At 36.3% G+C, this 24713-nt stretch carries 22 protein-coding genes and 1 pseudogene; 20 read left to right on the forward strand and 3 right to left on the reverse strand.

Going from position 1 to position 24713, the window contains the following annotated elements:
• The first annotated feature begins 182 nt into the window (after positions 1-182).
• Together CXF71_RS13955 and CXF71_RS13960 are read left to right on the forward strand one after the other, a co-directional pair.
• On the forward strand, positions 183-1046 hold the full coding sequence (locus tag CXF71_RS13955) for an alpha/beta hydrolase (protein ID WP_101233566.1): 864 nt from the start codon (positions 183-185) through the stop codon (positions 1044-1046).
• Positions 1046-1651, forward strand: coding sequence for a TetR/AcrR family transcriptional regulator (locus CXF71_RS13960; protein WP_101233567.1), 606 nt, complete (start codon positions 1046-1048; stop codon positions 1649-1651). Before CXF71_RS13955 ends, CXF71_RS13960 begins: the two co-directional genes overlap by 1 nt.
• Positions 1652-1910: 259 nt before the next feature.
• Here CXF71_RS13960 and CXF71_RS13965 read toward each other — a convergent pair whose 3' ends face one another.
• Positions 1911-3515: an ABC-F family ATPase gene (locus tag CXF71_RS13965; RefSeq protein ID WP_101233568.1), complete on the reverse strand. Its 1605-nt coding sequence runs from the start codon at positions 3513-3515 to the stop codon at positions 1911-1913.
• A gap of 809 nt (positions 3516-4324) precedes the next feature.
• On the opposite strand from CXF71_RS13965, the gene CXF71_RS13970 reads away from it, so the two are divergent.
• Positions 4325-5371, forward strand: coding sequence for a GGDEF domain-containing protein (locus tag CXF71_RS13970; RefSeq protein WP_157826764.1), 1047 nt, complete (start codon positions 4325-4327; stop codon positions 5369-5371).
• Between the two features lie 743 nt (positions 5372-6114).
• A complete protein-coding gene (locus CXF71_RS13975; protein WP_101233570.1) occupies positions 6115-9324 on the forward strand; it encodes an ATP-binding protein in 3210 nt (1069 codons plus the stop codon).
• A 127-nt stretch (positions 9325-9451) separates the two neighbouring features.
• Here the strand turns inward: CXF71_RS13975 and CXF71_RS13980 are convergent, their stop codons facing one another.
• The gene (locus CXF71_RS13980) at positions 9452-10396 is read right to left on the reverse strand and encodes a LysR substrate-binding domain-containing protein (protein WP_101233571.1); all 945 of its coding nucleotides are present in this window, start codon (positions 10394-10396) and stop codon (positions 9452-9454) included.
• Between the two features lie 133 nt (positions 10397-10529).
• Here CXF71_RS13980 and CXF71_RS21445 point away from each other — a divergent pair, with 133 nt between their 5' ends.
• From CXF71_RS21445 to CXF71_RS21700, 6 genes and pseudogenes are all read left to right on the forward strand, one after another.
• A complete protein-coding gene (locus tag CXF71_RS21445; RefSeq protein ID WP_157826765.1) occupies positions 10530-10691 on the forward strand; it encodes a hypothetical protein in 162 nt (53 codons plus the stop codon).
• A 65-nt stretch (positions 10692-10756) separates the two neighbouring features.
• Positions 10757-12265 carry a dipeptidase gene (locus CXF71_RS13985; protein ID WP_232771483.1) on the forward strand — a complete coding sequence of 503 codons (1509 nt, stop codon included), beginning with the start codon at positions 10757-10759 and terminating at the stop codon, positions 12263-12265.
• A 335-nt stretch (positions 12266-12600) separates the two neighbouring features.
• Positions 12601-13557, forward strand: coding sequence for a hypothetical protein (locus CXF71_RS13990; RefSeq protein WP_101233573.1), 957 nt, complete (start codon positions 12601-12603; stop codon positions 13555-13557).
• An 8-nt stretch (positions 13558-13565) separates the two neighbouring features.
• Positions 13566-14468, forward strand: coding sequence for a radical SAM protein (locus tag CXF71_RS13995; protein WP_101233574.1), 903 nt, complete (start codon positions 13566-13568; stop codon positions 14466-14468).
• A 565-nt stretch (positions 14469-15033) separates the two neighbouring features.
• A pseudogene (locus CXF71_RS21965) lies at positions 15034-15129 on the forward strand (zf-TFIIB domain-containing protein); the annotation flags it as partial.
• A gap of 18 nt (positions 15130-15147) precedes the next feature.
• Complete coding sequence (locus CXF71_RS21700; RefSeq protein WP_232771484.1) at positions 15148-15291, forward strand: hypothetical protein; 144 nt, start codon at positions 15148-15150, stop codon at positions 15289-15291.
• A gap of 61 nt (positions 15292-15352) precedes the next feature.
• Here the strand turns inward: CXF71_RS21700 and nhaR are convergent, their stop codons facing one another.
• Positions 15353-16258, reverse strand: a complete 906-nt coding sequence (gene nhaR, locus CXF71_RS14005) for a transcriptional activator NhaR (RefSeq protein WP_101233576.1) — start codon at positions 16256-16258, stop codon at positions 15353-15355.
• Between the two features lie 270 nt (positions 16259-16528).
• Between nhaR and CXF71_RS14010 the strand changes: the two genes are divergently transcribed.
• From CXF71_RS14010 to CXF71_RS14055, 10 genes are read left to right on the forward strand one after another with little or no spacing between them, the layout of a single operon-like run.
• Positions 16529-16840 carry a hypothetical protein gene (locus tag CXF71_RS14010; RefSeq protein ID WP_101233577.1) on the forward strand — a complete coding sequence of 104 codons (312 nt, stop codon included), beginning with the start codon at positions 16529-16531 and terminating at the stop codon, positions 16838-16840.
• Positions 16840-17313 carry a Na+/H+ antiporter subunit E gene (locus CXF71_RS14015; RefSeq protein WP_101233578.1) on the forward strand — a complete coding sequence of 158 codons (474 nt, stop codon included), beginning with the start codon at positions 16840-16842 and terminating at the stop codon, positions 17311-17313. Before CXF71_RS14010 ends, CXF71_RS14015 begins: the two co-directional genes overlap by 1 nt.
• Complete coding sequence (locus CXF71_RS14020) at positions 17313-17606, forward strand: monovalent cation/H+ antiporter complex subunit F (protein WP_101233579.1); 294 nt, start codon at positions 17313-17315, stop codon at positions 17604-17606. Before CXF71_RS14015 ends, CXF71_RS14020 begins: the two co-directional genes overlap by 1 nt.
• The gene (gene mnhG / locus CXF71_RS14025) at positions 17607-17948 is read left to right on the forward strand and encodes a monovalent cation/H(+) antiporter subunit G (protein ID WP_101233580.1); all 342 of its coding nucleotides are present in this window, start codon (positions 17607-17609) and stop codon (positions 17946-17948) included.
• A 23-nt stretch (positions 17949-17971) separates the two neighbouring features.
• A complete protein-coding gene (locus tag CXF71_RS14030) occupies positions 17972-18964 on the forward strand; it encodes a Na(+)/H(+) antiporter subunit B (protein ID WP_269800816.1) in 993 nt (330 codons plus the stop codon).
• Positions 18964-19356 (forward strand): cation:proton antiporter subunit C, encoded by a 393-nt coding sequence (locus CXF71_RS14035; RefSeq protein ID WP_101233582.1) that lies wholly within the window; start codon positions 18964-18966, stop codon positions 19354-19356. The genes CXF71_RS14030 and CXF71_RS14035 overlap by 1 nt, the downstream gene beginning before the upstream one ends.
• Positions 19353-20831 carry a monovalent cation/H+ antiporter subunit D family protein gene (locus tag CXF71_RS14040; protein WP_101233583.1) on the forward strand — a complete coding sequence of 493 codons (1479 nt, stop codon included), beginning with the start codon at positions 19353-19355 and terminating at the stop codon, positions 20829-20831. Before CXF71_RS14035 ends, CXF71_RS14040 begins: the two co-directional genes overlap by 4 nt.
• A complete protein-coding gene (locus CXF71_RS14045) occupies positions 20828-22360 on the forward strand; it encodes a monovalent cation/H+ antiporter subunit D family protein (protein WP_101233584.1) in 1533 nt (510 codons plus the stop codon). Before CXF71_RS14040 ends, CXF71_RS14045 begins: the two co-directional genes overlap by 4 nt.
• 3 nt (positions 22361-22363) lie before the next feature.
• Positions 22364-22699: a hypothetical protein gene (locus CXF71_RS14050; RefSeq protein ID WP_232771485.1), complete on the forward strand. Its 336-nt coding sequence runs from the start codon at positions 22364-22366 to the stop codon at positions 22697-22699.
• Positions 22686-24386 (forward strand): Na(+)/H(+) antiporter subunit D, encoded by a 1701-nt coding sequence (locus CXF71_RS14055; RefSeq protein ID WP_101233585.1) that lies wholly within the window; start codon positions 22686-22688, stop codon positions 24384-24386. Before CXF71_RS14050 ends, CXF71_RS14055 begins: the two co-directional genes overlap by 14 nt.
• The last annotated feature ends 327 nt before the right edge of the window (positions 24387-24713 follow it).

A 24713-nucleotide genomic window follows, 5' to 3' on the forward strand; every position in this document is an offset into this window, starting at 1 on the left:
AGCTGTGTATTTTAAAATGCCTGAGCAAGGTTTTCTCACTGTGATTTTCTTATAAATTATTAATTATGCCATTGGCGATATTATCGTTAAGAATAAAGCCCTTTACAAAATAGTACAGTCGAACTATTATAAAAACACAGTCGTACTATTTTAGTGCGCGAATATTAATATGGATGTGAATAATGAAATTTAGTTATTTTAATAAAGGGAGATCTCGCTTTGGTTTGACCTCAATTGCAAGAGGCTTCACTGCGACATTGAGCACATTAGCCCCTAAATTTAGCGCCTTGCTAGGCGAGAATGTCTTGATGAAACCTTATAGTCGACGTAGCTATGACTTTGAGCACATCAAGCCAAAAAAAGAGCTAAACCTGCTCACATCGATGGGCGTAGCTCATGTTAATTTATTTGGTTCAGGCGAGCGGGTTGTCATCGTCAGTCATGGTTGGGGCGATACCAGCAATAGCTTTGAGCAAATGATCCTTAGCTTAACCCAACAAGGTTATACCGTTGCTGCCATAGATCATATCGGTCATGGTAAATCCTCTGGAAATAATTCACATTTACTCAGTTTTATCGAAACCCTTGAATTGCTGCTTGAGCAGTTTAATGAAGAACGTATCAAAGTTGACGCTATTATTGGTCATTCTATGGGCGCTATTGCGGCGTTAAACCTACCAAATTATTTATTAGAAAGTAAAAAGATAATTTTAATTTCCTCTCCTATTAAATTTTTTGAATTAATGTTTGAAAAAGTAGAGCAAGCCGGCATTTCAAGAAAATTACTGACTCGAGTATTAGAGAGTATTAGCCATAAACACGGGAAAACATGGCAACAATTAACCACTGAAAATAATCGCGATAAGTTGGCATTAAATTTAACTTTTATTCATGACCGCCAAGATAGATATGCCCCATTCGAAGATTTGACACAGTATTTACAACAAGAAAAAAACACCTTGATTGAAACACAAGGACTTGGTCACAGAAGGATTTTAAGCGATACTAGCGTTATTAATAATATTGCACAGGTTTTGTCTGCTTAATGAATAAAGGCGAACGTACCCGTTTAGAAATACTTAAACAAAGCATAATACATAGCAGCCAGTACGGCCTTGCCGATATAACTATCGGCACGGTTTCTAAGTTATGTAATTTATCAAGAACGGGGGTAATTTCTCACTTTGATAATAAAGAAGATATGCAAATAGCCATACTAGAATATGGTGAAGAATTATTTAGAGCGCGAGTGGTAAAAAAAGCATGGCGAGAAGATCCCTTGGATCACGTCATTGCATTACTAGAAAACTGGGCCGATTGGACTAGCGAAATGTTTAAAGAGCACCAAGTAAGCTGCCCTTTTATTAAGGCTGTGGTCGAGTTTCAAAACAGACCCACGTCAAAAGTTAGAACCTTTACCATTGATCAACAAAATAGGTTGATCAACTATCTCACCCATAGAATTGTGCGTTGTGTTGAAAAAAATAAATTAACAGCTGAAGTTGAAAGCTTCGCCATTGCTTATGAACTTTATAGCTTATATTTAGGTCATGCTATTACGCAGCACACTGCGCCAATAAATACTGCGGACTCATTATTTAAAAAGAGTGTCGCTAGGCTATTGAAGCAATACCAAGTGATTAGTGATTAGTGATGAAGTTAGCTTTAGTTAAATGTTAAAGCCAAAGCCAAAGCCAAAGCCAAAGCCAAAGCCAAAGCCAAAAATAGTTTACCCTCCTATCTAAACACCAATAAACAATTGTTATATTTCCCCAAACGTAAACGAAAAAAAGTTAAGGTGTTATTAACAACCTTAACTTTTTAGTACTTATTTTACTTTATGAAGCTTTATTTAACGAAACGTACTTAAATAAGCGTTTCTAAATAACCGCCATAAAAAAACCTGATGCCTACGCTCTTTTTTGAGCCTGCATTTGGCTATCAAGGTATTCGTCTAACGAGCCTTGGAAATCAACTAATTTTTTATCTTTAATATCAATAATGCGCGTTGCTAATGATGAAACAAACTCGCGGTCATGACTAACAAAAATTAACGTGCCTTCAAAATCTTTCAACGCATTATTTAATGCATCAATTGCTTCGATATCCATGTGGTTAGTTGGTTCATCCATGATTAACACATTAATATCAGCCATCATCAACATACCGAATAACAAGCGATTCTTTTCACCACCTGAACAGTTACGTGCTTTTTTATTCGCATCGTCGTCAGTAAATAACATACGACCTAACATACCACGAACACTTAAATCGTTGTGACAAGGTCTACGCCATTGTGACATCCATTCCATTAGCGTTAGGTCATTATCAAAGAATGAACCGCTATCTTGTGGGCAATAACCTACAGACGCATTTTCAGACCATTTAACAACACCTTCAATGTGCTCTAATTCGCTCATTAAACAACGTAATAAGGTAGTTTTACCCACGCCGTTTTCGCCGATAATCGCTAACTTAGCACCAGCTTCTAGTAATAAGTTGCCCTTTTTAAACAATACTTCGCCATCAAAACCATGACTGAGGTTTTCAAGTTCTAACGCTTGACGATGCATTTTTTTACCCGGAGCAAAAGCAATCTTAGGGGTAATACGACTAGATGATTTAACATCATCAAGTTTAATTTTATCCATTTTCTTAGCACGAGAACTTGCTTGTTTCGCTTTTGAAGCGTTAGCACCAAAACGGTTAACAAAGTCTTGTAGTTCAGCGATTTCAGCAACTTTTTTATCATTACCCGCTAATAACTGTTCACGTAATAAACCAGACTGAGCTAAGAAGAACTCATAGTTACCTGGGTAAACACGTAATTCACCGTAATCAATATCTGCCATATGCGTACATACAGAGTTAAGGAAATGTCTATCATGCGAAATGATAATCATGGTGCATTTACGCTTGTTCAATTCACCTTCTAACCAACTGATGGTATGAATATCCAAGTTGTTGGTAGGCTCATCGAGTAACAAAATGTCTGGGTTAGCAAACAAAGCTTGGGCAAGTAGAACTCGTAGTTTCCAACCTGGCGCAACTTGCTGCATTGAACCGTAGTGAAAAGACTCTTCAATACCCGCTTCTAATAATATTTCGCCCGCACGACTTTCTGCGGTGTAACCGTCCATTTCTGCAAATTGGCTTTCTAAGTCACCAACACGCATACCATCGGCTTCACTCATCTCTGCTTGTGCGTAAATAGCATCTCTTTCTTGCTTTACTTTCCACAAAGGCATATCGCCCATGATCACAGTATCAATTACATTATGTTGTTCAAAAGCGAACTGATCTTGGCCCAAAGTACTTACTTTGTTACCTGTACTTACTGATACATTGCCAGAGCTTGGCACTAAATCACCACTAAGTATCTTCATAAATGTTGACTTGCCACAGCCATTTGCACCAATCAAACCATAGCGGTGACCGTTGCCAAATTTAGCCGAAATGTTTTCAAATAACGGCTCTGCGCCAAATTGCATTGTGATATTACTTGTTGTGATGATAAGCCTATACTCCGAGCTAGAATTGTTTCATGGATATTTCAAGGCGCGTAGTATATATGATTTGCCGGTTTAATGATAATGATAATTAGATTAATTGTATAAATAATAAACGAGTTGTTGATGACATATTTTGCGGAATTGTCGCGATATTTTATTGCGAGACATAGGCTTATCCCTTTTCGAATAAGTCTATGTCAGTTGCACTATTACTGATGTGATATCAACTGAATCTATATCAGTAATATGAACAGAAACGCCTTTTGTGTCATTTCATCTGTTGACGCCATAACATTCTACATAATGATTATTGATAATAGTGAATATTATAGGGTTCTCGTAGATAGATATGATTAGCTCACTAAGTGCGCTAAGCGGAAGTGATATTTGAAAATTGTGAGTGTTTATCAAGGTCAATTGAGCACCCGTTAGTTGACTTTAGCATTTTGGTAGCTAACTTGATAATCATTGGCATAGCAGACGTTACAAAAAGACTAATATAATGATAAAAAACAGTTATAAATTGATAACAATATCAATGATTGCTGAAAGCTCATTGCTGCCGTGGATCTTACATCATTCAATGTTAGTTGTGAGCCTAACTTAGTCATTCGAAAGACCAAACCCAGATGAAAAGTTTTTGTATTCCCTTAGATAACCTATACCTCTGCCCGTTCTGATTATCATTACTAAGTAAAAGCGAATGTAGATGGGAATATCACCAATATGAAAAAATAAAAATTAACTTTAGTGCTAAGCTTCTTATAGAATAGAAGCCTAGCTGCGCTGTTAAAAGATAGATGGTATTATTTATGTCAAATGAAGACTACAGTATATTTGAATCTGTTATTCATATTACCGAAGAGCGCGATAAAAGATCTCTTGAAAAAGCATTAATAGAAACTATTTCTGAATTTATAGATTTTGATGAGCTTATACTTTTACGATTACCAAGAAATTCTAATAGTGAATATTTGGAAGCTGCGGTGTCTATTCCAGAGTCTACAGTTGAGAATAAATTGATATTTATTCCACATGAATATGGGGATCAACGTGTACTCTATGATGAAGAGATAGCTTTATGCATTGACAGTAAAGCAACTATTTCAAGCAAAGAAAATATGGTATTACGTTCATTATTTCCTATTATTGTAAATAATAAAGTGTCTGGTATTTTGGATATCTATGGCTATCAAAAAACAGATATCACATTGAAACTCATTAGTGGATTTATTCGAATTTATAGTAACTTTCAAGCTATTATTGATGACAATGAGCATGATACTTTGACTGGTCTCCTTAACCGTAAAACATTTGATGCTCAACTTTCAGGCTTGCTATCAATTTCACCTTCAAAATCCTCCCCTATAAAAACTAAAGTAAAAGAATGTCGCTCAGCAAAAGTTAACTCACATCATTGGATTGGCATTTTAGATATAGATTTCTTCAAAAATATTAATGACAAATATGGACATGTATATGGCGATGAAGTTTTATTATTATTTGCAGGATTGATGAAAAAATCATTTAGAAGTAATGATTTCTTATTTCGATACGGTGGAGAAGAATTTGTTGTTGTTTTAACATCCGTTTCTGATTCAGATGCTTTGAAAATATTTGAGCGTTTTAGATGTCAATTAGAAGCCTTTAATTTCCCACAAGTAGGAAAAGTAACTGTTAGTGCTGGTATTTTAAAAATTGCGATAGAAGAGCATCTTACAACAATAATGGAACGTGCTGATAAAGCACTTTATTATTCAAAGGAGCATGGTCGCAATCAAGTACGAGATTACAATAAATTAATAGAAAAAGGTTTATTAACGAATCAGTCTGTTGAAAGTGATATTGAGTTATTTTAAATGTTCAAGTCCTAAACAATTAAACTGAAAAAATTTGTTTATACAATTGAGTGTCAAAGTAATTTATACAGTAATCCCCAAATACTCATCTACTGGGAACGTCCGCTGTCAGGAAACTGCTAGCGTAATGTAGTTGCTTATTCATGTTCGCTCTAGATCAAAACATACAAAATATTTCAATATAAATTATAAAATCCTAAGGTCAGTAAAGTGGCATTAGTGTGGCATTAGATAATGACTTTACCGACCATGATGATGTTCTGCTGACAAGGTCTTCTTGGCGCAAAGGGGCACGAAGCGCCATAGAAATCATGAACACTTTGTGCGAATAGGATACGTTTATGGATAATTTTCTAACGACAGATCATCCGACAGAAACTAAACCGTTCGCGCGGTAAGCATCAATGATTATCTTATGATTTCTGGTCGCTATATACATGCAGATTTAATAGAAGAAAGTCTCGTTCTAGAGGATTATTATTTTATCGATTACTCGAATAATCAGTAGCAACTAAACCGCTCACTTACAAAAAGATTAAGAACAGGTAAACACAACATCAGGGGTTGCTCTAAATGGATATTCCTTGCTAATAAACAGTAGTTAACTACTGCCCCCTAATCTAACCCGACAAAAAATTATTTTATTATTTGATTTCACAAGTTTAAGGTGTATGTTTAAATAAAAACAAATAATTCAAAAACATAAAACATAAATATTGCCATTGGCTTGAGGAAAATTATTAATGCAAATATCTATGTTTAATAGATTCCTTGTGATTTTTTTAGCAACACTCACTGCAATAATACTTAATTACCTTCCTGTACCCTTATTTACAGGGGCCGAGTTAGTTTTTGGTAACATTATTGCTGTCGCTATTACGCTTTTGTTCGGCCTTAGAGCGGGACTTTTTTGTACACTATTAAGTAGTTGGGTTACCTTTCTAAGTTGGACAAACTTTATCGCAATCACGCCTTTTGCTATAGAAGTATTTGTTATTCACTTTGCTGTTAAGAAAAATAAAAATCCTTTTATTTTAGGCATATTATATTGGTTAACGCTGGGTTGGCTAATCGCTGCAGTTCAATTAGCTATTTTCACAAACTATTTAGAAATAACCAAAGTTGCCATTACATTAAAGTACCTTTTAAACGGTATAATAAATATAATGTTTGGCTATTTACTCGCTTTTTTATTCACAAGGTACAAAACAACAAAATGGCGAGAAAAATTTAAAATTCATCGTTTTATTTCTTTCACTGTTTCTGTTCTTTTAACGACCGCAATATTCACACATTCATTTTTTTGGCTTAAAAACATACAAGCAGAGAAGTTAGAGCAGCTAAACATTTCACTCTTATTAGAAGCTAAGATGACGGCAAAAGAGTTAAATCATCATATTAACAATCATGTTGATGTGCTTACTTTAGCGTCGAAACTAAATCATAATCAGCGTAATGCACAAACTTGGCAAAACGCTCTTGCCGATATACGTAATACTTACCCAAGTATATTAACGATGCTCGTTACTGAAAAGTCCGGCAATATTATTGCTACAGCGCCTAGTACCTTAATCGATAAAATAAAGTTACCTGGTAATGACTTTGTTAATGTTAATACCCGACCTTATTTTATACATAGCAAAAAAACCATGCAGCCATTTGTTTCTGATGTTTTTCAAGGTAGAGGTTTTGGTAATGCCCCCATAATTGCTATTTCGGTTCCTATTTCTGATGACAGAGGTTTTGTAGGTATTGTGGAAGCATCTTTAGATTTAAAGAAAATGAAAAGTCTAGATATAAAGTCATTAAGTAATGAGCAAAGTTTACTCATTTTTGATGAAAACAAAAAAGTAATTTACAGTTCTGAACACCTTCCTTATAGCTTTTTACAGGTACTCGACAATCTTCCTGTTAGTAAATACATAACTAACCCCGAGTCTTATTATTATATGGATTCATCGGGTGAATATCGCATTGGTATGTCTCAAAAGATTACCGGGCTGAATTGGACTGTATTTGTCTCTGTGCCTAGAGTTCTTTACGAAGATCAAATTGTTGAAAATGTTTATTTCTCAACTAAGTTATTTATTATTTTTTTGATTATTAGTGTTTTTATCACCACGAGGTTTGCTAAATTACTTAGCCGACCTATTGAAGATCTTAATGAACACCTCTTGCATGTGAATAAAACAGGTGATTTCAAAAAGCTTAATTTAAATATTAAGCCTTCAATATTTATTGAATTAAACAGTATGTCGACAATCATTGAAGATTTTTCACATCGATTAAATGACACATTATCTTCATTAGATAAAGCGAGAGAAAATACAGAGGAAGCAAATGCAGAACTTGCCTTAGTTAATACTAGTTTAGAAATAATTATCAAAGAAAAAACACAAAACTTACAAGACGCATTAATAGATGCAAACAATGCTAACAAGGCTAAATCTGAATTCTTAGCAACCATGAGCCATGAGATCAGAACACCACTTAATGGCGTTTTGGGGATGCTTGAATTGCTTTCTACTTCTGATGTTTCATTTGAACATTTAGAAAAAATAAATATCGCGCAATCAAGCGCTAAAATATTACTCAGCCTCTTAAATGATATTTTAGATTTTTCAAAAATCGAAGCCGGTAAGTTAGAAGTTGAATCCATTGAGTTTAATCTTTTAGAGCTATTAAGTGATGTTGTTATATCGCATGCCCTTTCAGCTGAAAGTAAAAATTTACAACTATTTCTAGACACCGAAAAGGTAGATCATATCTATGTAATTTGTGACCCAACAAGATTAAAACAAATATTAACCAACCTTATTGGTAACTCAATAAAATTTACACAAGAAGGACAAATAACAGTTACCTGTAAAACAATTCAAGTAAACAACCAGATACAATTGGTGACATCGGTACAAGACACCGGAATTGGTATTGCAGCGAATAAGCTAGAAACGCTATTTACTCCTTTTATTCAGGCCGACTCATCAACTACACGAAAATTTGGCGGAAGTGGACTTGGGTTAACAATTTCAAAGCAACTTTGTAAACTAATGTCTGGCGATATAATTGCAACAAGCGAGTTAGGAAAATCCACAACATTTATCGCCACAGTGTTAGCTAAACCTGCAGAAACAAAAGCAAAGTGCTCATCATTGAGTTCTGAATTTGATGAGGCCATATTAATATCCTCTGAATCATCAGCTATTGTTGAAAACTTATTAAAACGTTTGGATATTCAAAGTAGAACGATCTATTTAAGTGACTTTCAACAAGTAACTATGCAGCTTGAAGAAGAAAAAACACGGCCTAAAAAACAAAGCAACAAACCCAAAATAATCATCATAGATGAAGATTACTATAGCGAAGACTTACTGGAATTAGCGAAACAATTGAAAGCGATGAAACATCATATTTTATGGTTGTCAGCTTTATCAACAAGCCTTGAAGATACATTAAAAACGAACTCATTTACGCTGTGTAGAAAACCAATTACCCCTATAAATTTTTATAACATATTGGAAAGATTAGCTCACGGTATTAAAAAGGTACCTAAAATTGCTGAGACAGTAAATATTCCAACCGATTTATATGCGCTTATTGTAGAAGATAACCGTATTAATCAAAAAGTTGCATCAAAGATGTTATCAGCACTTAATATTCCTTCGGACATTGCAAATAATGGTATTGAAGCTTTAGACATATTAAAAAATAATCCTTCAAAATACAATGTTGTATTAATGGATTGTCAGATGCCCGAAATGGATGGTTTTGAGGCAACAAAAAATATTAGAGCCGGTAATGCTGGGAGCACTGTAAAAAACATTCATATTATTGCGCTTACAGCCAATGCAATAAAAGGTGATAAAGATAGGTGTATTGAAAGCGGCATGAATGATTATTTACTTAAGCCACTGGCTCTTAACAATTTAAAAGAAGCATTGAAAAAGCGATAAACATTAAATTTAGGTCAGCAATATGGCATAAGTGAATATCAGGACATTACATAATACTAATGATAAAACCTAAAATACATACAGAAATTGAAATGGCTTTAGTAACTAATATAACCCTTTATATTTTTTACAAACTACCGTAACTTATCGCTTCTAATGTACTTTTCTCGTCTTGCAGAGTTTCTTCTTTAAGCCAAGTAGTAAAAACATTAACCCGCTCTTTTTTCGCTGAATTAGGATCAAAAACAAAATATCGTTTAAAAGAAATGGGATGTTTGATATTAAACGGGATAACCAACTGTCCTGTAATCACATATTGAGAGAAAAGCGCTTGTGATGCCAAAGTAAAACCATGGCCACTCAGTACTGCACTTAACGCCAGATCTCCAGTGCTAACCTCTGTCCATTTTTTATGGCTTCGATAGTTTTCAACACCCGCAGCCTTAAACCACGTAGGCCAGTCAATACTACCTTGGTTTTCTAAGCTAACTAACCAGCACTGCAAAACATCCTGTGGCTCTTTAAAGTTATATTCTTTCAACAATTGTGGTGAACAAGCGGGGTAAACATGATCTTCAGCAATAAATTCATAGGTCATTTCATCACTGGTATCGACTTCTTTATTGGTAATAAAACGAATAGCTAAATCGATATGACCTTGGCGAAGATCTTCAAGACCATTTGAAGAAACAACTTTTATTTTGATTTCAGGATGTTTAATTGAAAACTTATACAACCTAGGCATAAGCCATAAAGAAGTAAATGCTTGGGTGGAGGTGATGGTTAGGCTTCCAGCAATGTCTTCTGTTTGAATACTATTAAACCCTTTTAAAAGTGTATCAAACGCTGTATGAGTTGCCATATATAGCTTTTCACCACTTTCGGTTAATTCCATTTTTCTACCGTTACGCATAAACAATCTGCTGCCCATAGCAGCTTCTAACTGTCTCATTTGTTGGCTGACGGCCGCTTGTGTAACAAACAATTCTTTCGCTGCTTTACTGTAACTTTGATGACGAGCTGCACTTTCAAAACTTCGTAAATTATTTAGCTGTTTTAATCTTTTATCCACTTTAACTTTCCTTTAATCAAATTCAACCCTAACATGCATAAGCTGAGCTAATGGGGCGGTTAAATTCTTATTGTTGGTTTCATCTCGATTTTATAGGCAATATACCTCCAAGCAATATAAAGAGGTAAATAAGATGAACATAACAATAGCCACACAAACCAATAAAACAGAGAGCAAACAAGTAAAACTAGAAAATTGCTGTAAAAATATAGCTAACTCTCTAAGTACTTTCAACCTAATGCTTGCTAATATCTCAAATAAGCTAGGGTTATCAAAAGCCATTTATCAAAAATAATAGCAATATAAAATCACAGAAAAAATTTTCGTTGTAAACGTAAATAAAATAATAGGAATATGCTCATGCCAAAATCTAACTATTTGATGTATCTACTGGTCTCTTGTGCGGTATTACTGCCCATGCAAACATTTGCTGGTGTTAGTGACGTTGCCACCAAGGCTGCACAATATGCTAAATCAACATATCAAAGTGAAATGCTCGAAAGCTTGCGTCAATTAATGACGTTTAATACCGTAGCAGTAGAAGGTTTAAACTCTCCAGATAATCCTGAACATCAAAAATTTAAAGCTGAGCTTGCCAAACAAGCAAAAAGTTTAGGCTTCGATTATACAGATTATGGTTATGTGGTGGTTATCGGCTTAGGTGATAACAAAGAACGTGTCGGTATGATCACACATGGAGATATCCAACCTTTTAATCCAAGTAAATGGGCACAATCGCCTTTAATGCTTGATCAAACCTCTGAGCCAGGAAAACTTATTGGTAGAGGTACAGAAGATGATAAAGGGCCAATAAGTAATGCTCTATACGCAATGAAATCAATCAAAGATTTAAAAATAAAGCTAAATAAGCGTATCGAATTATATGTTTACATGGCTGAAGAGTCAGATTGGGAGCCATTGCGTCAACATATCAAACTGCACTCTCTACCACAGGTCAACATCACCCTTGATTCTGAATACCCGGTAGTAACGGCAGAAAAAGGTTATGGCACTATAAGCATGACTTTTCCTAAAATAAACTACACATCGAGTCAATCCTATATCAGTGAATTTACCGGTGGCTTTTTTGGTAGTCAAATTCCAGAAGATGCTCATGCAAGCATTGAGAATGCCAATGAAGAATTGCTGAGTAAAATAAAGCAAAGAGCTAAGTCTCACCAAGGAATGAGTTATCGCTACCAATGGCAAGATGAACGTTTAAGCATTAGCGCACTGGGTAAATCTGCTCATTCTTCAAAACCTGAATATGGCGTAAATGCTATTACTCATTTAGCTGACTTATTAGCGGTAAATCATTGGCCAAACAATGCTAGCGGTGCATTGGTTAATTTTCTAAATGATAACCTTGGCTTAGGTTTATATGGTAAGAAATTTGGTGATATCGCTTATAGCGATGATTTTATGGGACCAATGTCGGTTCAACCGACCGTGCTTAAAGCTACAGCTAAAGGTATACAGTTAAATATCAATATCCGCCGACCGAGCGGTAAAACCACCAAGCAACTGGAAGGTGAAATAAACGCAACCTTAGTTACATGGCAACAAAAAAACCAAGTTAAACTTGAAGATGTTAGCAATGAAATCAATGAACCTTTTGTGCAAACAAATGCGCCACAAATAGAGACCTTACTCGACGTATTCTCATTTTACACCAACATAGTTGATGCAAAACCTATCTCTATTGGTGGCGGTACTAATTCAAGACTTTTCCCTAATGCAGTCAGTTTTGGTCCTTCAATGCCTGGAACTCAATACACAGGGCATTCAGAGCATGAATTTATTACCATGGAACAGTTTGAATTAAACCTGAAAATGTACACTGCGGTACTGATTGAGTTAGCAAAATAAATCCCTCCCTACAAAGTTAAAATAGAACAGAATAAGAAACGAGCTTATTCTGTTCTAACCCGTTGAGTTGAGAGTAATAATGCGATAAATATCTAACGGTCAACTCAACTTAAAACAGATAAATGCGAAATCACTTATAAAAACTCAACAAAAAAATTACACGTAGATTAAGTTTTCCGTGCTATTTTAGCGGAAAATTAAATCCATACGTGCATTTAAGAAAAAATAAAGCCAATAATTTGCTAATAATCATTGACGAAAATGATGGTAACAATATCTATTAAAATGAACTTTGGGTGCTTTGGTTAAAGTGTTTAACTTTACTTGGAAAATTAATGATAAAAAGATCGGTTTACGCGATAGCGCTCATTAGCTGTGTAGTCCTGCTAATACTAACGTTGACTGCCACTCATCAGCTTTACAGTAGTAAATTAGTTACTTTAGACAGTAAACTTAAAGAAATTTCGGGTATTGAAGTCGACAAGGCGGGTAATTTTTGGGGTATTAATGATGGCGGAAATTCAGCGGAATTACATCAAATAAAGAAAGATGGAACGATAAGCAAATCAATTACTATTACCAATGCAAAAAACCTTGATTGGGAAGATATGACCCAAGATGACTTTGGTCACTTTTTCATTGGTGATTTTGGAAATAATGACAATATACGTAAATGGTTAACTATTTATAAAATTGAAAATCCCATCGATATTAAGGGCACTGAAACTCAAGCTGAAATAATTAAATTTACCTTCCCTGAACAGTTAAATTTTCCACCTAAAGCCTCAGAAAAAAACTTTGATTTAGAGGCCTTTGTTTTTTATAAAAAACATTTATACCTATTTTCAAAAAACCGTACTGAGCCATTTGACGGTGATACCAACTTATATAGAATTGGCGACCATGCCGACAATTATCAGGCGGGTTTTGTCAGTAACTTTAATACCTGTACCACGCATGAAAAACTCTGTTGGATAACGTCTGCCGCGTTAAGCCCTGATAGAACGAAACTAGTGTTACTAGACTCAGAACGGTTATGGCTATTTGAAAACTGGCAAGACGATGATTTTTTCTCAGGTGATGCCTATAAAATTGATTTAGGTATCGTTACCCAAAAAGAAGCAGTGACTTTTTTTGACGACAATACTATTATTTTTACTGATGAAGAGTTTAATGGCATCGGCCGAAACTCCTATATGATTAAACTAGATCAAGTCACTAAAAAACGAGTCACAAAGCAACCAACAAAGATCAGACCTAAAAATTTGCTGACCGCTGTCCGAACTAAGTAGAAAATATTATGTACCCTTTAAGCTATATAGAACCTGTATTTCGACCACCGAGTGAATGGCAAAGTTTAATTTTGCAAGTCACTAATGGTTGCTCATGGAACAAATGCACCTTCTGCGATATGTACACCAGTGAAGATAAAAAATTCAAGCCCAAGAAAATTGACTTGATAGAGCAAGAAATTATCAAAGTAGCCATGTCAGGTATCACCACACGACGGGTATTTCTTGCTGATGGTGATGCAATGATGTTGCCTTTTAAGCGCTTAAAAGAAATTCTTGAGTTAATAAAGCTGCACCTGCCACAAGTTGGCCGAGTGTCTAGTTATTGCCTACCACGAAACCTTAGCAATAAAACGGTTGAACAGTTAGCTGAGCTAAAGTCATTAGGTCTTAAGTTAATGTATGTTGGCTGCGAAAGTGGTGATGATGAAGTACTGGCGCTCATTGAAAAAGGTGAGACCTATCAAAGCTCATTAATCGCGTTGAATAAAATAAAAGCCGCGGGTATGAAAAGCTCAGTGATGATTCTCAATGGCTTAGGGGGTCCTGAGTTATCACGTCAACATGCCATCAATTCCGCTAAATTGATGAATGAAGCCCAACCTAATTTTTTATCCACCTTAGTGGTTTCTTTCCCGTTAGGTGAAATTCGTTTTGCAGAAAAATTTGCCCAAGGAACATTAAAGCCTTTTCGCCAATTAACACAACAAGAGTTATTTAGTGAAATGGAAATATTGTTATCTGAACTTCATTTAGAACGCACTATTTTCCGCTCTGATCATGCCTCTAACTACCTAGTACTTAAAGGCGTGTTAGGTGATGATAAAGCAGCACTGTTGGGCCAAGTAAGACAAGCACTACAACAACCAAGTAATGCTAATTTAAGACAGGAATGGCAGCGAGGTCTATAGAGAGTCTGTATTAAAGTGTGTGACTGCGCATAATGATTGATATTAGCAATCACCAAATGAGATTGATCACTTTTGCCACAAAACGGTCCTTATTTTCATGTCAATCATCACCAATATTATGTCGACTATCATTAAGGACAGCTGACATTAGCAGTATTTTTCTATGAGGCGGACCATACATATCGCCCCTAATATAACTTCAATTATCTACATATCAGTCAGTACTATACTGTGTAGACATGCACTCATTTTGTACAAGTTATGAAGCTACTTAGTTTGCGTCGTAAACGTATCTATTTAGCTTAGTAATTTAAGATGTTTTCTCGCCTGAAATGTTGAAAACGTTTATTTTAAGAAGAAATAAACGTATTGCACCACAATAATTAACGACCCATTAATCTAGATGAGACTCATTAATTGTGATTATTTTCTTAAAATGATTCAATACCAAAAAATCATTGGTCTTCGTTAAATTCGAATTAACTATCATCTTTATTCGAATATATAATACTTAACTTATCTGCTAATTTTATTGTATCGCTCACTTTAACAGATAGAAATCACGATGAAATGTCCTGAATGTCAACTCTCTTTTATTATTATCCAGCGTCAAACTTTGCAAGTGAACGAATGCCCTCAATGTCATGGGGTATGGTTAAAGTCTGAGGATATAGCAAAAATGACAATTGAAACTGTGTTGATTGAGAAACCAGAACAAAACAAGTCAAATAGCTTAACTAGTAAAGAGAGCGCAAAACCGGCTAAAAAAAGAAAAATACAACACTTTCTTTCAGGTGCGTTTGATATTGGTGATGACTGGTGATGACTGGTGATGACTGGTGATTTTGTATTTATTTAACGATCAATAACAAGTAAAGTGTTTACTAATCTTTAGATTGAAACTGTTTTTTTGCCGCGGTTACAATTTCAAGAATAGCAGGATGTTTTAATCTTCTTTCTGGAGAAATAATATAATAATTTTCTTCAATTTCATCGCTACGTCCGATAATTTTCACATCATATTTATCAACAACATAATCTTCAATTAGCGTCGGACTACTAAATATTCCAAAACCGGCTTGTCCAAAAGACTTCATGAGTGCGCTATCGTCAAATTCTGCAACAATGTTCGGCGATATATTATTCTTTTCAAACCAAGAAAATAATCGTGTTCTTACGGCTGATTTTTTGCTCTGTATTAGCCAAGGTAACTCTGATAAAGATTGAGGGAAATCACTGTGACAGTTTTTTAATAGGGAGTCAGACGCATAAAAAGTAAAACCACTTTCAACCAGTAGATGATTATAAGCTTTAACATGACTTCCCAACTGAAGTGCTTGATCTGTCAATATACAATCTAACTTGTTAACAGCTAAGTCTGCGAGTAAGCTATTTTGATCTCCTTCTACACAAATTAAACGAACCCGCTCTTTCATCATTAATACAGGAGCAAGCAACTGATGCGCTAATACTTTAGGAATTACTTCTGTTATTCCTACTGTAAAGGTATGCCACATTACTGGTTGCTGTTTTTTTAGTATATGTTTTACTTCATCACCCAGCTGAAAAATTTCTTCGGCATAGCTATAAATTAATTGTCCCATTTCTGAAAGATATAATTTTTTTCTTTTACGATCGAATAAGGTAACACCCATTTGAGCTTCAAAACTGGTGATTTGCCCACTGATGGTTTGTGGTGTTAGATTTAACCTTGTACTTGCTTTACTAATACTCCCTTCAGTGGCAACGATATAAAAATAGAAAAGATGATTGTAGTTAAGTGGACTCATAAATTATTACACCAAGTTTTTTCGATGATAAAATCAATAATATTCGAATTTACCTTCAACAACAAGTGAGCTATAAATTTAGTGTACTTGAAGATCATATACTTAAATAATTAATATTTTATTTAAGGGAAATTTTTATTTTTGTGATAAATATACTATACCGTTAATTCACCTGACCAATGAATGGTCTATGGGGATATCAGTATTTTTTATACCTATTCTTATAAAATAAATATTCCAATTTAATGAAAGTAACAATGAGTAAATTAGATGAAAATCGATATTCAGAATACTTTAGTTGATTACGACCCTACATTAGAAGCTGATATTCAGCGACGATTAATGCTCGCCTTTTCAAACGTAAAATCACATATATCTTCCGTTACTATTATCCTTACAAATGTGTTGAGTCGAACTGCGCAACATACGAAGCATTGCTCGTTAATTATTACACTTAAACAATTTTCAGAAATTTTGATTGAAGACTCTCAAGTAGATATATATAGCGCTATAGATCGTACAATCCAAAAAGCAACTCGACTTATTTATCGTAAAACTTCATCACAAGCGAATACAAGATAATGAAACTTCACACCATCAGCTTATTTTTAACCTTAACCGCTTTTTGGTTACTCAATTCAGGTCACAATACCCTGCTAATTTTACTGCTTGGCCTTGCTTCTGTTTTATTGGTTTTAGTGATTGTTCATAAAATGGATGTGGTTGATCACGAATCACAACCGCTTCATTTAACGCGTAATCTCTTTAGTTACTATTTATGGCTTACCAAAGAAATAATTAAAGCCAATATCATTGTGGTAAAACACATTTGGCTTGGAAATAAAAGTATATCGCCAACGCTAAGAAGAATTAAAATTAGCCAAAAAACTGATATGGGTAAAGTCATCTATGCCAATTCTATTACCCTCACCCCTGGCACCGTAGCAATTGACCTTATCGATGACGAAGTGGTTGTGCACGCACTCCTAAAACAAGATATAGAATCATTACTCGCTGGCGAAATGGATCGCCGCGTTAGTCAATTGGAACGCTAATGCTTATTGCTGCCACACTCGCTATTTTTGTCGCCATGATTTTAGCCATCATACGCGGGATTGTTGGTCCTACACTTTATGATCGTATACTCGCGGTCAATATGTTTGGGACAAAAACAGTATTACTGATCTCTTTATTAGGTTTTGTCATGGGCCGTCCAGAGTTTTTAGATATAGCAATAGTCTACGCACTCATCAATTTCATCAGTGTTATCGGCGTTTTACGCTACTCAGATACTAATAAATTTAAGCACACTTCTGCTGATGAAAAACCTTTGGATAAGGAATATTAAATGGACATAATTATAAATATTAGCGGTGCATTGTTTTTACTCATGGGTAGTTTTCTTTGTATATCTGGCGGTGTGGGCTTATTGCGTTTTCCTGATTTTTACACACGTATGCATGCCGTTGGGGTTACTGATACCTTGGGAGCAGGAATGATATTAATCGGGCTCATGTGTTATAGCCCTGACTTTCTAACATTCTCAAAATTAGTCATGATTCTGCTTTTAACGTTATTAATAGGCCCTACTACCAGCCATGTGTTGGCAAAAGCGGCCATGCATAACAACTTGATGCCAAAATTACAGCAAGAGGACAATATTGAGGAGACAAGCTCATCGAATTATTAATTGATATCGTTTTATTAACCTTATTGGTAATCGTTGCTTTTGCCATTATTAAAATGAAAGACCTCTTTGCTGTTGTGATGTTATTAGGTATTTACAGCTTATTATCTGCGAGCTTTTTTGTCGCTATGGACGCTGTAGATGTTGCTTTTACTGAAGCCGCTGTTGGTGCTGGCATTTCTACCTTACTGATGTTGGTCGTCATTACGATGACAGGCCGCAGTGAAAAGACTACCAGACATAAACCCTGGCTTGCACTATTAGTGGTTGTGTTTACTGGCGGTGTATTGATCTACGGTACGTTTGATATGCCTTATTTTGGCATCGCTGATGCCCCTATCCATAGTCATGTAGCCCCTCGATATATTAATGAGTCAATGAAAGAGATTGGCATACCAAATATTGTCACTTCTGTTCTTGCAAGTTATCGCGCATTTGATACTTTCGGTGAGGTTGTCGTTATTTTTACTGCTGGCATTGGCGTTATGGCACTACTCTCTGTTGGTCGTAGACCAGAAGAAGACGAAAAAACAACGGCTATAGATGATTCTATGCATGAACAGTATCTTGTTATTCGCATCGTCACCAAAATGTTGATTCCCTTTATATTATTGTATGCGCTTTATGTACAGTTTCATGGTGACTTTGGTCCTGGCGGTGGTTTTCAAGCGGGCGTGATATTCGCAGCTGCTATTATTTTATATACCATGTTATTTGGTTTAACTACCGCAAGAAAGGTTATCAATCAATCCTTTATCCAGTTCATCGCAGCTGCTGGTGTTTTGTTATATGGCTGTGTTGGCATAGTTTCAATACTTAACGGTGCTAATTTTTTCGATTACAACGTTTTAGCCAGTGACCCCGTTGCCGGACAACATTTAGGCATATTATTAATTGAATGGGGCGTTGGTTGCACGGTTGCCTCAGTCATGATTATGATATTTTTCAATTTTGCTGGACGTAAAGAGATGCAACAAAACAATGAAAAAATTAGCAATATAGAAGGAGAGTCACCGTAATGATAATAGGACTTTTTAATGACTGGGTTGTTGTTGTGCTAATGATGAGCGGGCTTTACATTGTTATTGCTCACGGTAATTTAATTAAAAAATTAGTAGGACTCGCTATTTTTCAAACGTCAGTATTTATTTTATATATCAGCATGGCAAACGTTGAAGGTGGTAGCGCCCCTATTTTGGCTGAAGGTATAAAACAATTCTCTAACCCCCTCCCCCATGTGTTAATTCTCACTGCAATTGTGGTTGGTGTTGCAACTACGGCTTTGGGTCTTGCGTTAGTGGTTCGCATTAAAGAAGCTTATGGCAGTATTGAAGAAGAAGATATTCAGCATTTAGATAATCAAACGCAAGACGAAACTGAGATTCAGGCAACAGAAGGTGATCAATCGTGATATCTCATTTGCCAATTTTACAGGTAATTGTGCCGTTAATGGCAGCACCTATCTGTTTGTTATTAAAACGTTCTCAGCTAGTTTGGTTGTTTTCACTTTTTGCTAGCGCTATCGCATTTATTATCAGTGTTTTGCTGTTGCAACAAGTAATGACCTCGGGAGTGATTAGTTATGAATTAGGTGGTTGGGAAGCCCCTTGGGGAATTGAATATCGAATTGATAAACTCAATGCCTTTTTATTATTAATAATTTCAGCTATTAGCACAGTGGTGTTAATTGCCGCGCAAACCAGCATAGAAAAAGAAATCCCCAAAGAGAAGCACACACTTTTTTATATTCTATATTTGTTATCCCTAACGGGAATGCTGGGTATTGTCTCCACTGGAGATGCCTTTAATGTTTTTGTATTTCTTGAAATATCCTCCCTATCAGCTTATGCCTTAATTGCTTTAGGGCAAGACAGACGGGCACTTTGGGCTTCTTATCAGTACCTGATTATGGGCACTATCGGCGCAACGTTTATATTGATTGGCATCGGCTTGATGTACCAAATGACGGGTACGCTCAATATGCAGGATCTCTCTCAACGTCTGCCAGAGGTTGCTCAAACACGAACCGTATTTACTGCCTTTGCTTTTGTTATTGTCGGTGTCTGCTTAAAGTTAGCACTATTTCCTCTTCACTTGTGGTTACCTAATGCCTACGCCTATGCGCCATCTATTGTCACTGCTTTCTTTGCGGCAACGGCAACCAAAGTTGCCATTTATTTACTGATTCGTTTCACTTTTACTATATTTGGACTGTCCTTTTCTTTTACCACATTACCTTTGCAAGGCTTATTTTTAGTACTTGGTTTAACCGGAATATTTGTTGCTTCTAGTGCGGCTATCTATCAAAAAAATGTAAAGCATGTTTTTGCTTATTCTAGTATCGCGCAAGTTGGTTACATTATCGTTGGACTCAGTACCAGCACCATTACAGGTTTAACCGCTACGTTACTTCACTTGTTTAACCACGCGCTTATGAAGAGTGCCATTTTTCTAGCACTCGGCGCTGTAGTTTATCGACTAGGTAATGTTCAACTGAGCAGTTTTAATGGATTAGGCCGTCAGATGCCGTTAACCATGGCGGCAATTGTTATTGGTGGGTTAAGCTTAATCGGTGTGCCTCTCACTGTTGGTTTTATCAGTAAATGGTATTTATTAACCGCTTTACTAGAGAAAGGCTGGTGGCCAGTAGCCATACTTATCTTGTTAGGCTCATTGCTCGCCGTTATTTACGTGTGGCGTATTGTCGAAGCGGCCTACTTTAAAAAACCGTTAGCTGGCAGTGCGCCGGTAAAAGAAGCGCCGCTGTTTTTCCTCGTTCCTATATGGCTATTAATTACAGCCAATATCTATTTTGGCATAGATACCCGCCTTAGTTTGCAAGTTGCTAGTGCTGCGGCGCAAAGCCTGTTTGGAGTATCTCCGTGAACTATTCTTTAGAAGTAATGTTGCAACTAACCATTGCAATACCGTTGTTGGCGATTGTAGGTATTATCCTTGCTCAGAAAACGCCAAACATTCGTGAAGGCATAACAATTTCCGCCAGCATACTCTTGCTATTTATTGTAGCGAGTTTATATCAGAGTCTACTCTCGGGTAAAAACGTTAATGTTTTTTGGTGGGACATCATGCCCAACTTAAGTATTAGCTTCTCCATTGAGCCGTTAGGCATGTTATTCGCTTTAATCGCTAGCTTTTTATGGTTGATCACTACATTTTATGCCATTGGTTATATGCGTAGCCACCAAGAAGAAAACCAAACCCGTTTTTATAGCTGTTTTGCCTTAGCTATTAGCGCTGTAATGGGCATTGCATTCTCTGATAATCTATTTACATTATTTGTATTTTACGAAGTATTAACCCTCTCTACCTACCCGTTAGTTACCCATGCAGGTACCGAAAAAGCCAAACAAGGCGGCAGAGTTTATTTAGGTATTTTATTAAGCACTTCCATTGCATTCTTCTTATTGGCTATTGCCGGTACTTGGTTTATCACTGGCACTCTGGACTTCAAGCAAGGAGGCATATTCAATGCTGATGTTGATAAAACAATTGCCGGGGCACTACTTGTCTTGTTTATTTTTGGCATTGGTAAAGCGGCGATAATGCCTTTTCACCGGTGGTTACCTGCCGCGATGGTAGCACCAACACCCGTAAGTGCATTATTGCATGCTGTGGCGGTGGTAAAGGCGGGTGTTTTCACTATTTTAAAAGTCTGCGTATTTATTTTTGGCTTAGATTTATTAGCCATATTACCTACCACTCAATTCCTACTCTATTTAGCAGGGGCTTCGGTTTTACTGGCCTCGATTGTAGCTATGCGACAAGATAATTTAAAAGCACGGCTCGCCTACTCAACCATCAGTCAATTAGGCTACATTACTATAGGTGCACTATTAGCGACTTCTTCAGGTGTTATTGGTAGTTCTATGCATATCGCTACTCATGCCTTTGGTAAAATCACCTTGTTTTTCTGTGCTGGCGCTATTTTAGTTGCTGCACACAAATCTAAAATAAGTGAAATGCGCGGGCTTGGCCGTCAAATGCCGTTAACAATGATTGCCTTTTTTATTGCCAGTCTCAGTATTATAGGTGTTCCGCCAACAGGGGGAACTTGGAGTAAATGGTTTTTGTTAATGGGAACAATTGAAACCGAGCAATGGGTATTGATGGTAGTGTTAATGGTCAGTTCTTTGCTTAACATCGCTTATTTATTACCTATACCCTTTCATGCTTTTTTCTCTACCCCTTTACCCGAAAAACATGATGCATCATCAAGTAACCACGAATCAGTAGATTTAGCTTCAAGCGTAGACCAATCACAAGTACAAATAAAAGAGGCTCCATGGCCTTCTTTACTCGCTATTGGAATAACCACGTTCGGCTGCTTATTCCTGTTTATCTATCCACAACCTTTATTTGATTTGGCAACGGCTATTTTAGCCAGCGGGCAATAATTCATGAAAAATGAGAAAAAGTACTTATTTGATGATCCCAAAAATGTAAAACGTGTTTTATACATTCTATATAGCTGTTGTGCACTATTACTTATATTGGACTTTGTTATCCATCGCCATGTTATGCACAGTTGGGAAAATTTGTGGGGGTTCTACCCACTTTATGGCTTTGTGGGTTGTGTGATCCTTGTTTTGGTTGCCACTTGGATGCGCAGTTTCCTTATGCGTGATGAAGATTACTATGAAAAAGCAGACATGAATGACTCAGCTGAAACAACCAAAGAGCCCTTAACTAAAAATATCGCATCAAAAACAGGAGGTCATCATGTGGATGATTGAAATACCTCCTTTTATCCCCTTCTTTATCGGGGCATTAATTGCTGCCTTTACCCGTGGAGTATTACGTAACACTCTGATGATAATCGTGCCTATTGTCAGTGGTTTGCACCTTTGGATGGTACCAGAAGGTATTCATTTACAATTTGCTTTTCTTGATTACCAACTTAGTCCTTATCGCGTGGATAAGTTAAGTTTGATGTTTGGTTATGTCTTTCACATCGCCGCATTTATTGCCATTATTTATTCGCTTCATGTTAAAGACACTGTGCAGCAAGTATCGGCAATGCTATACGCAGGTAGTGGTTTAGGTGCTGTATTTGCCGGTGATTTACTTACCTTGTTTGTTTTTTGGGAACTATTAGCATTTACCTCAGTTTTTCTAATTTGGGCGAGGCGTACTCCGAGTTCCTATGTTGCAGGAATGCGCTATTTGATTATTCAAGTGCTCTCAGGGGTTATCCTCTTAGTTGGAGCACTTTTTTATGCTGTTGAAAATGGCACGTTAGATTTTGGTTATATTGGACTCAATGGCATTGCTGGCTGGCTCATTTTTATAGCTTTTGGTATTAAATGTGCTTTTCCTATCGCCCATAACTGGCTTACCGACGCATATCCTGAAGCAACGGTTACTGGTACTGTTTTTCTTAGCGCTTTTACCACTAAAGTTGCCGTATATGCGTTAGCTAGATCATACCCAGGTACCGAGCTATTGGTATACATTGGCGCGGCTATGACCTGTTTCCCAATCTTCTTCGCTGTTATTGAAAATGATTTACGCCGAGTATTAGCTTATAGCCTGATCAACCAAGTTGGTTTTATGGTTGTTGGCATAGGAATAGGCACCGCACTAGCGATTAACGGAGCGGTATCTCATGCATTTAACGATGTAATATTTAAAGGCTTATTATTTATGTCAATGGGCGCAGTATTGCACATGACAGGAAAGATAAATGGCTCTGATTTGGGAGGCCTTTACAAAACCATGCCTAAGACTACAATCTTATGCATTGTTGGCGCAGCTTCTATTTCAGCATTCCCTCTTTTTAGCGGTTTTGTTAGTAAATCAATGGTGATGTCTGCAGCACTTGAAGAAGGTTATGATTGGATTTGGCTAATGTTATTATTTGCTTCAGCGGGTGTATTTCACCATGCAGGCATTAAAATCCCTTATTTTGCCTTCTTTGCACATGACTCGGGTCTAAGAGCAAGTGATCCACCTAAAAATATGTTATTTGCAATGACAATCGCTGCATGTCTTTGTATAGCCATTGGTATATATCCATCAGCTTTGTATGCCTTGCTACCTTACGACACTGGTTACAATCCATATGATGCCACCCATGTTTTAGCGCAGACACAACTATTGTTCTTCTCTGCTTTAGCGTTTGTTTGGCTCAACTTAAAGGGCATGTATCCGCCGGAGCTTCGCTCGACAAATCTAGATTTTGATTGGATATATCGCCGTGCTATGCCGATAGTTTTTCAAAACATGTTCAGTATTATTTGGAAAACAGATCGTATAGTAAGAGATAAGATAAAAGAAAAACTCAGTTACTCTTTTGCTTACCTGGCAGGTAAAAATAACCGATTGAGTGGCTTACTTTCACGAAACCACCCTTCAGGTAGCATGGCTATGTGGGTTGCTGTGATGCTTGGTATCTACTTACTTCTTAGCTTTGTTAAATAATATTTGGTTTATTATACCCATCACACTTCAAGATGCAGATTTCAGCAAGTCGAGAAAGGGTCACATACAAGGCATGATTGAGGAGAATAGTTATTCTATTCCCTAAATCAATAACGCAGTAGGTGGCCCTTTCTGGGCTTGCCCGTAGGGAGCTAAATAATATAAGAGATCAGAGTGCAAGATTAGTAACATATTGAATTTTAAACTTTATATTTTTTAATTTAAAATAATTTAACCTAACTTACTCAAGTAATTAATACTCTGCACAGGAGTATTAGTTACTTTATTCGTTCCGGTATTCATTTGCCCTATGTTGTTACCAGCGAT

It is taken from the genome of Colwellia sp. 12G3, from assembly GCF_002836775.1.
GTDB lineage: Bacteria > Pseudomonadota > Gammaproteobacteria > Enterobacterales > Alteromonadaceae > Colwellia.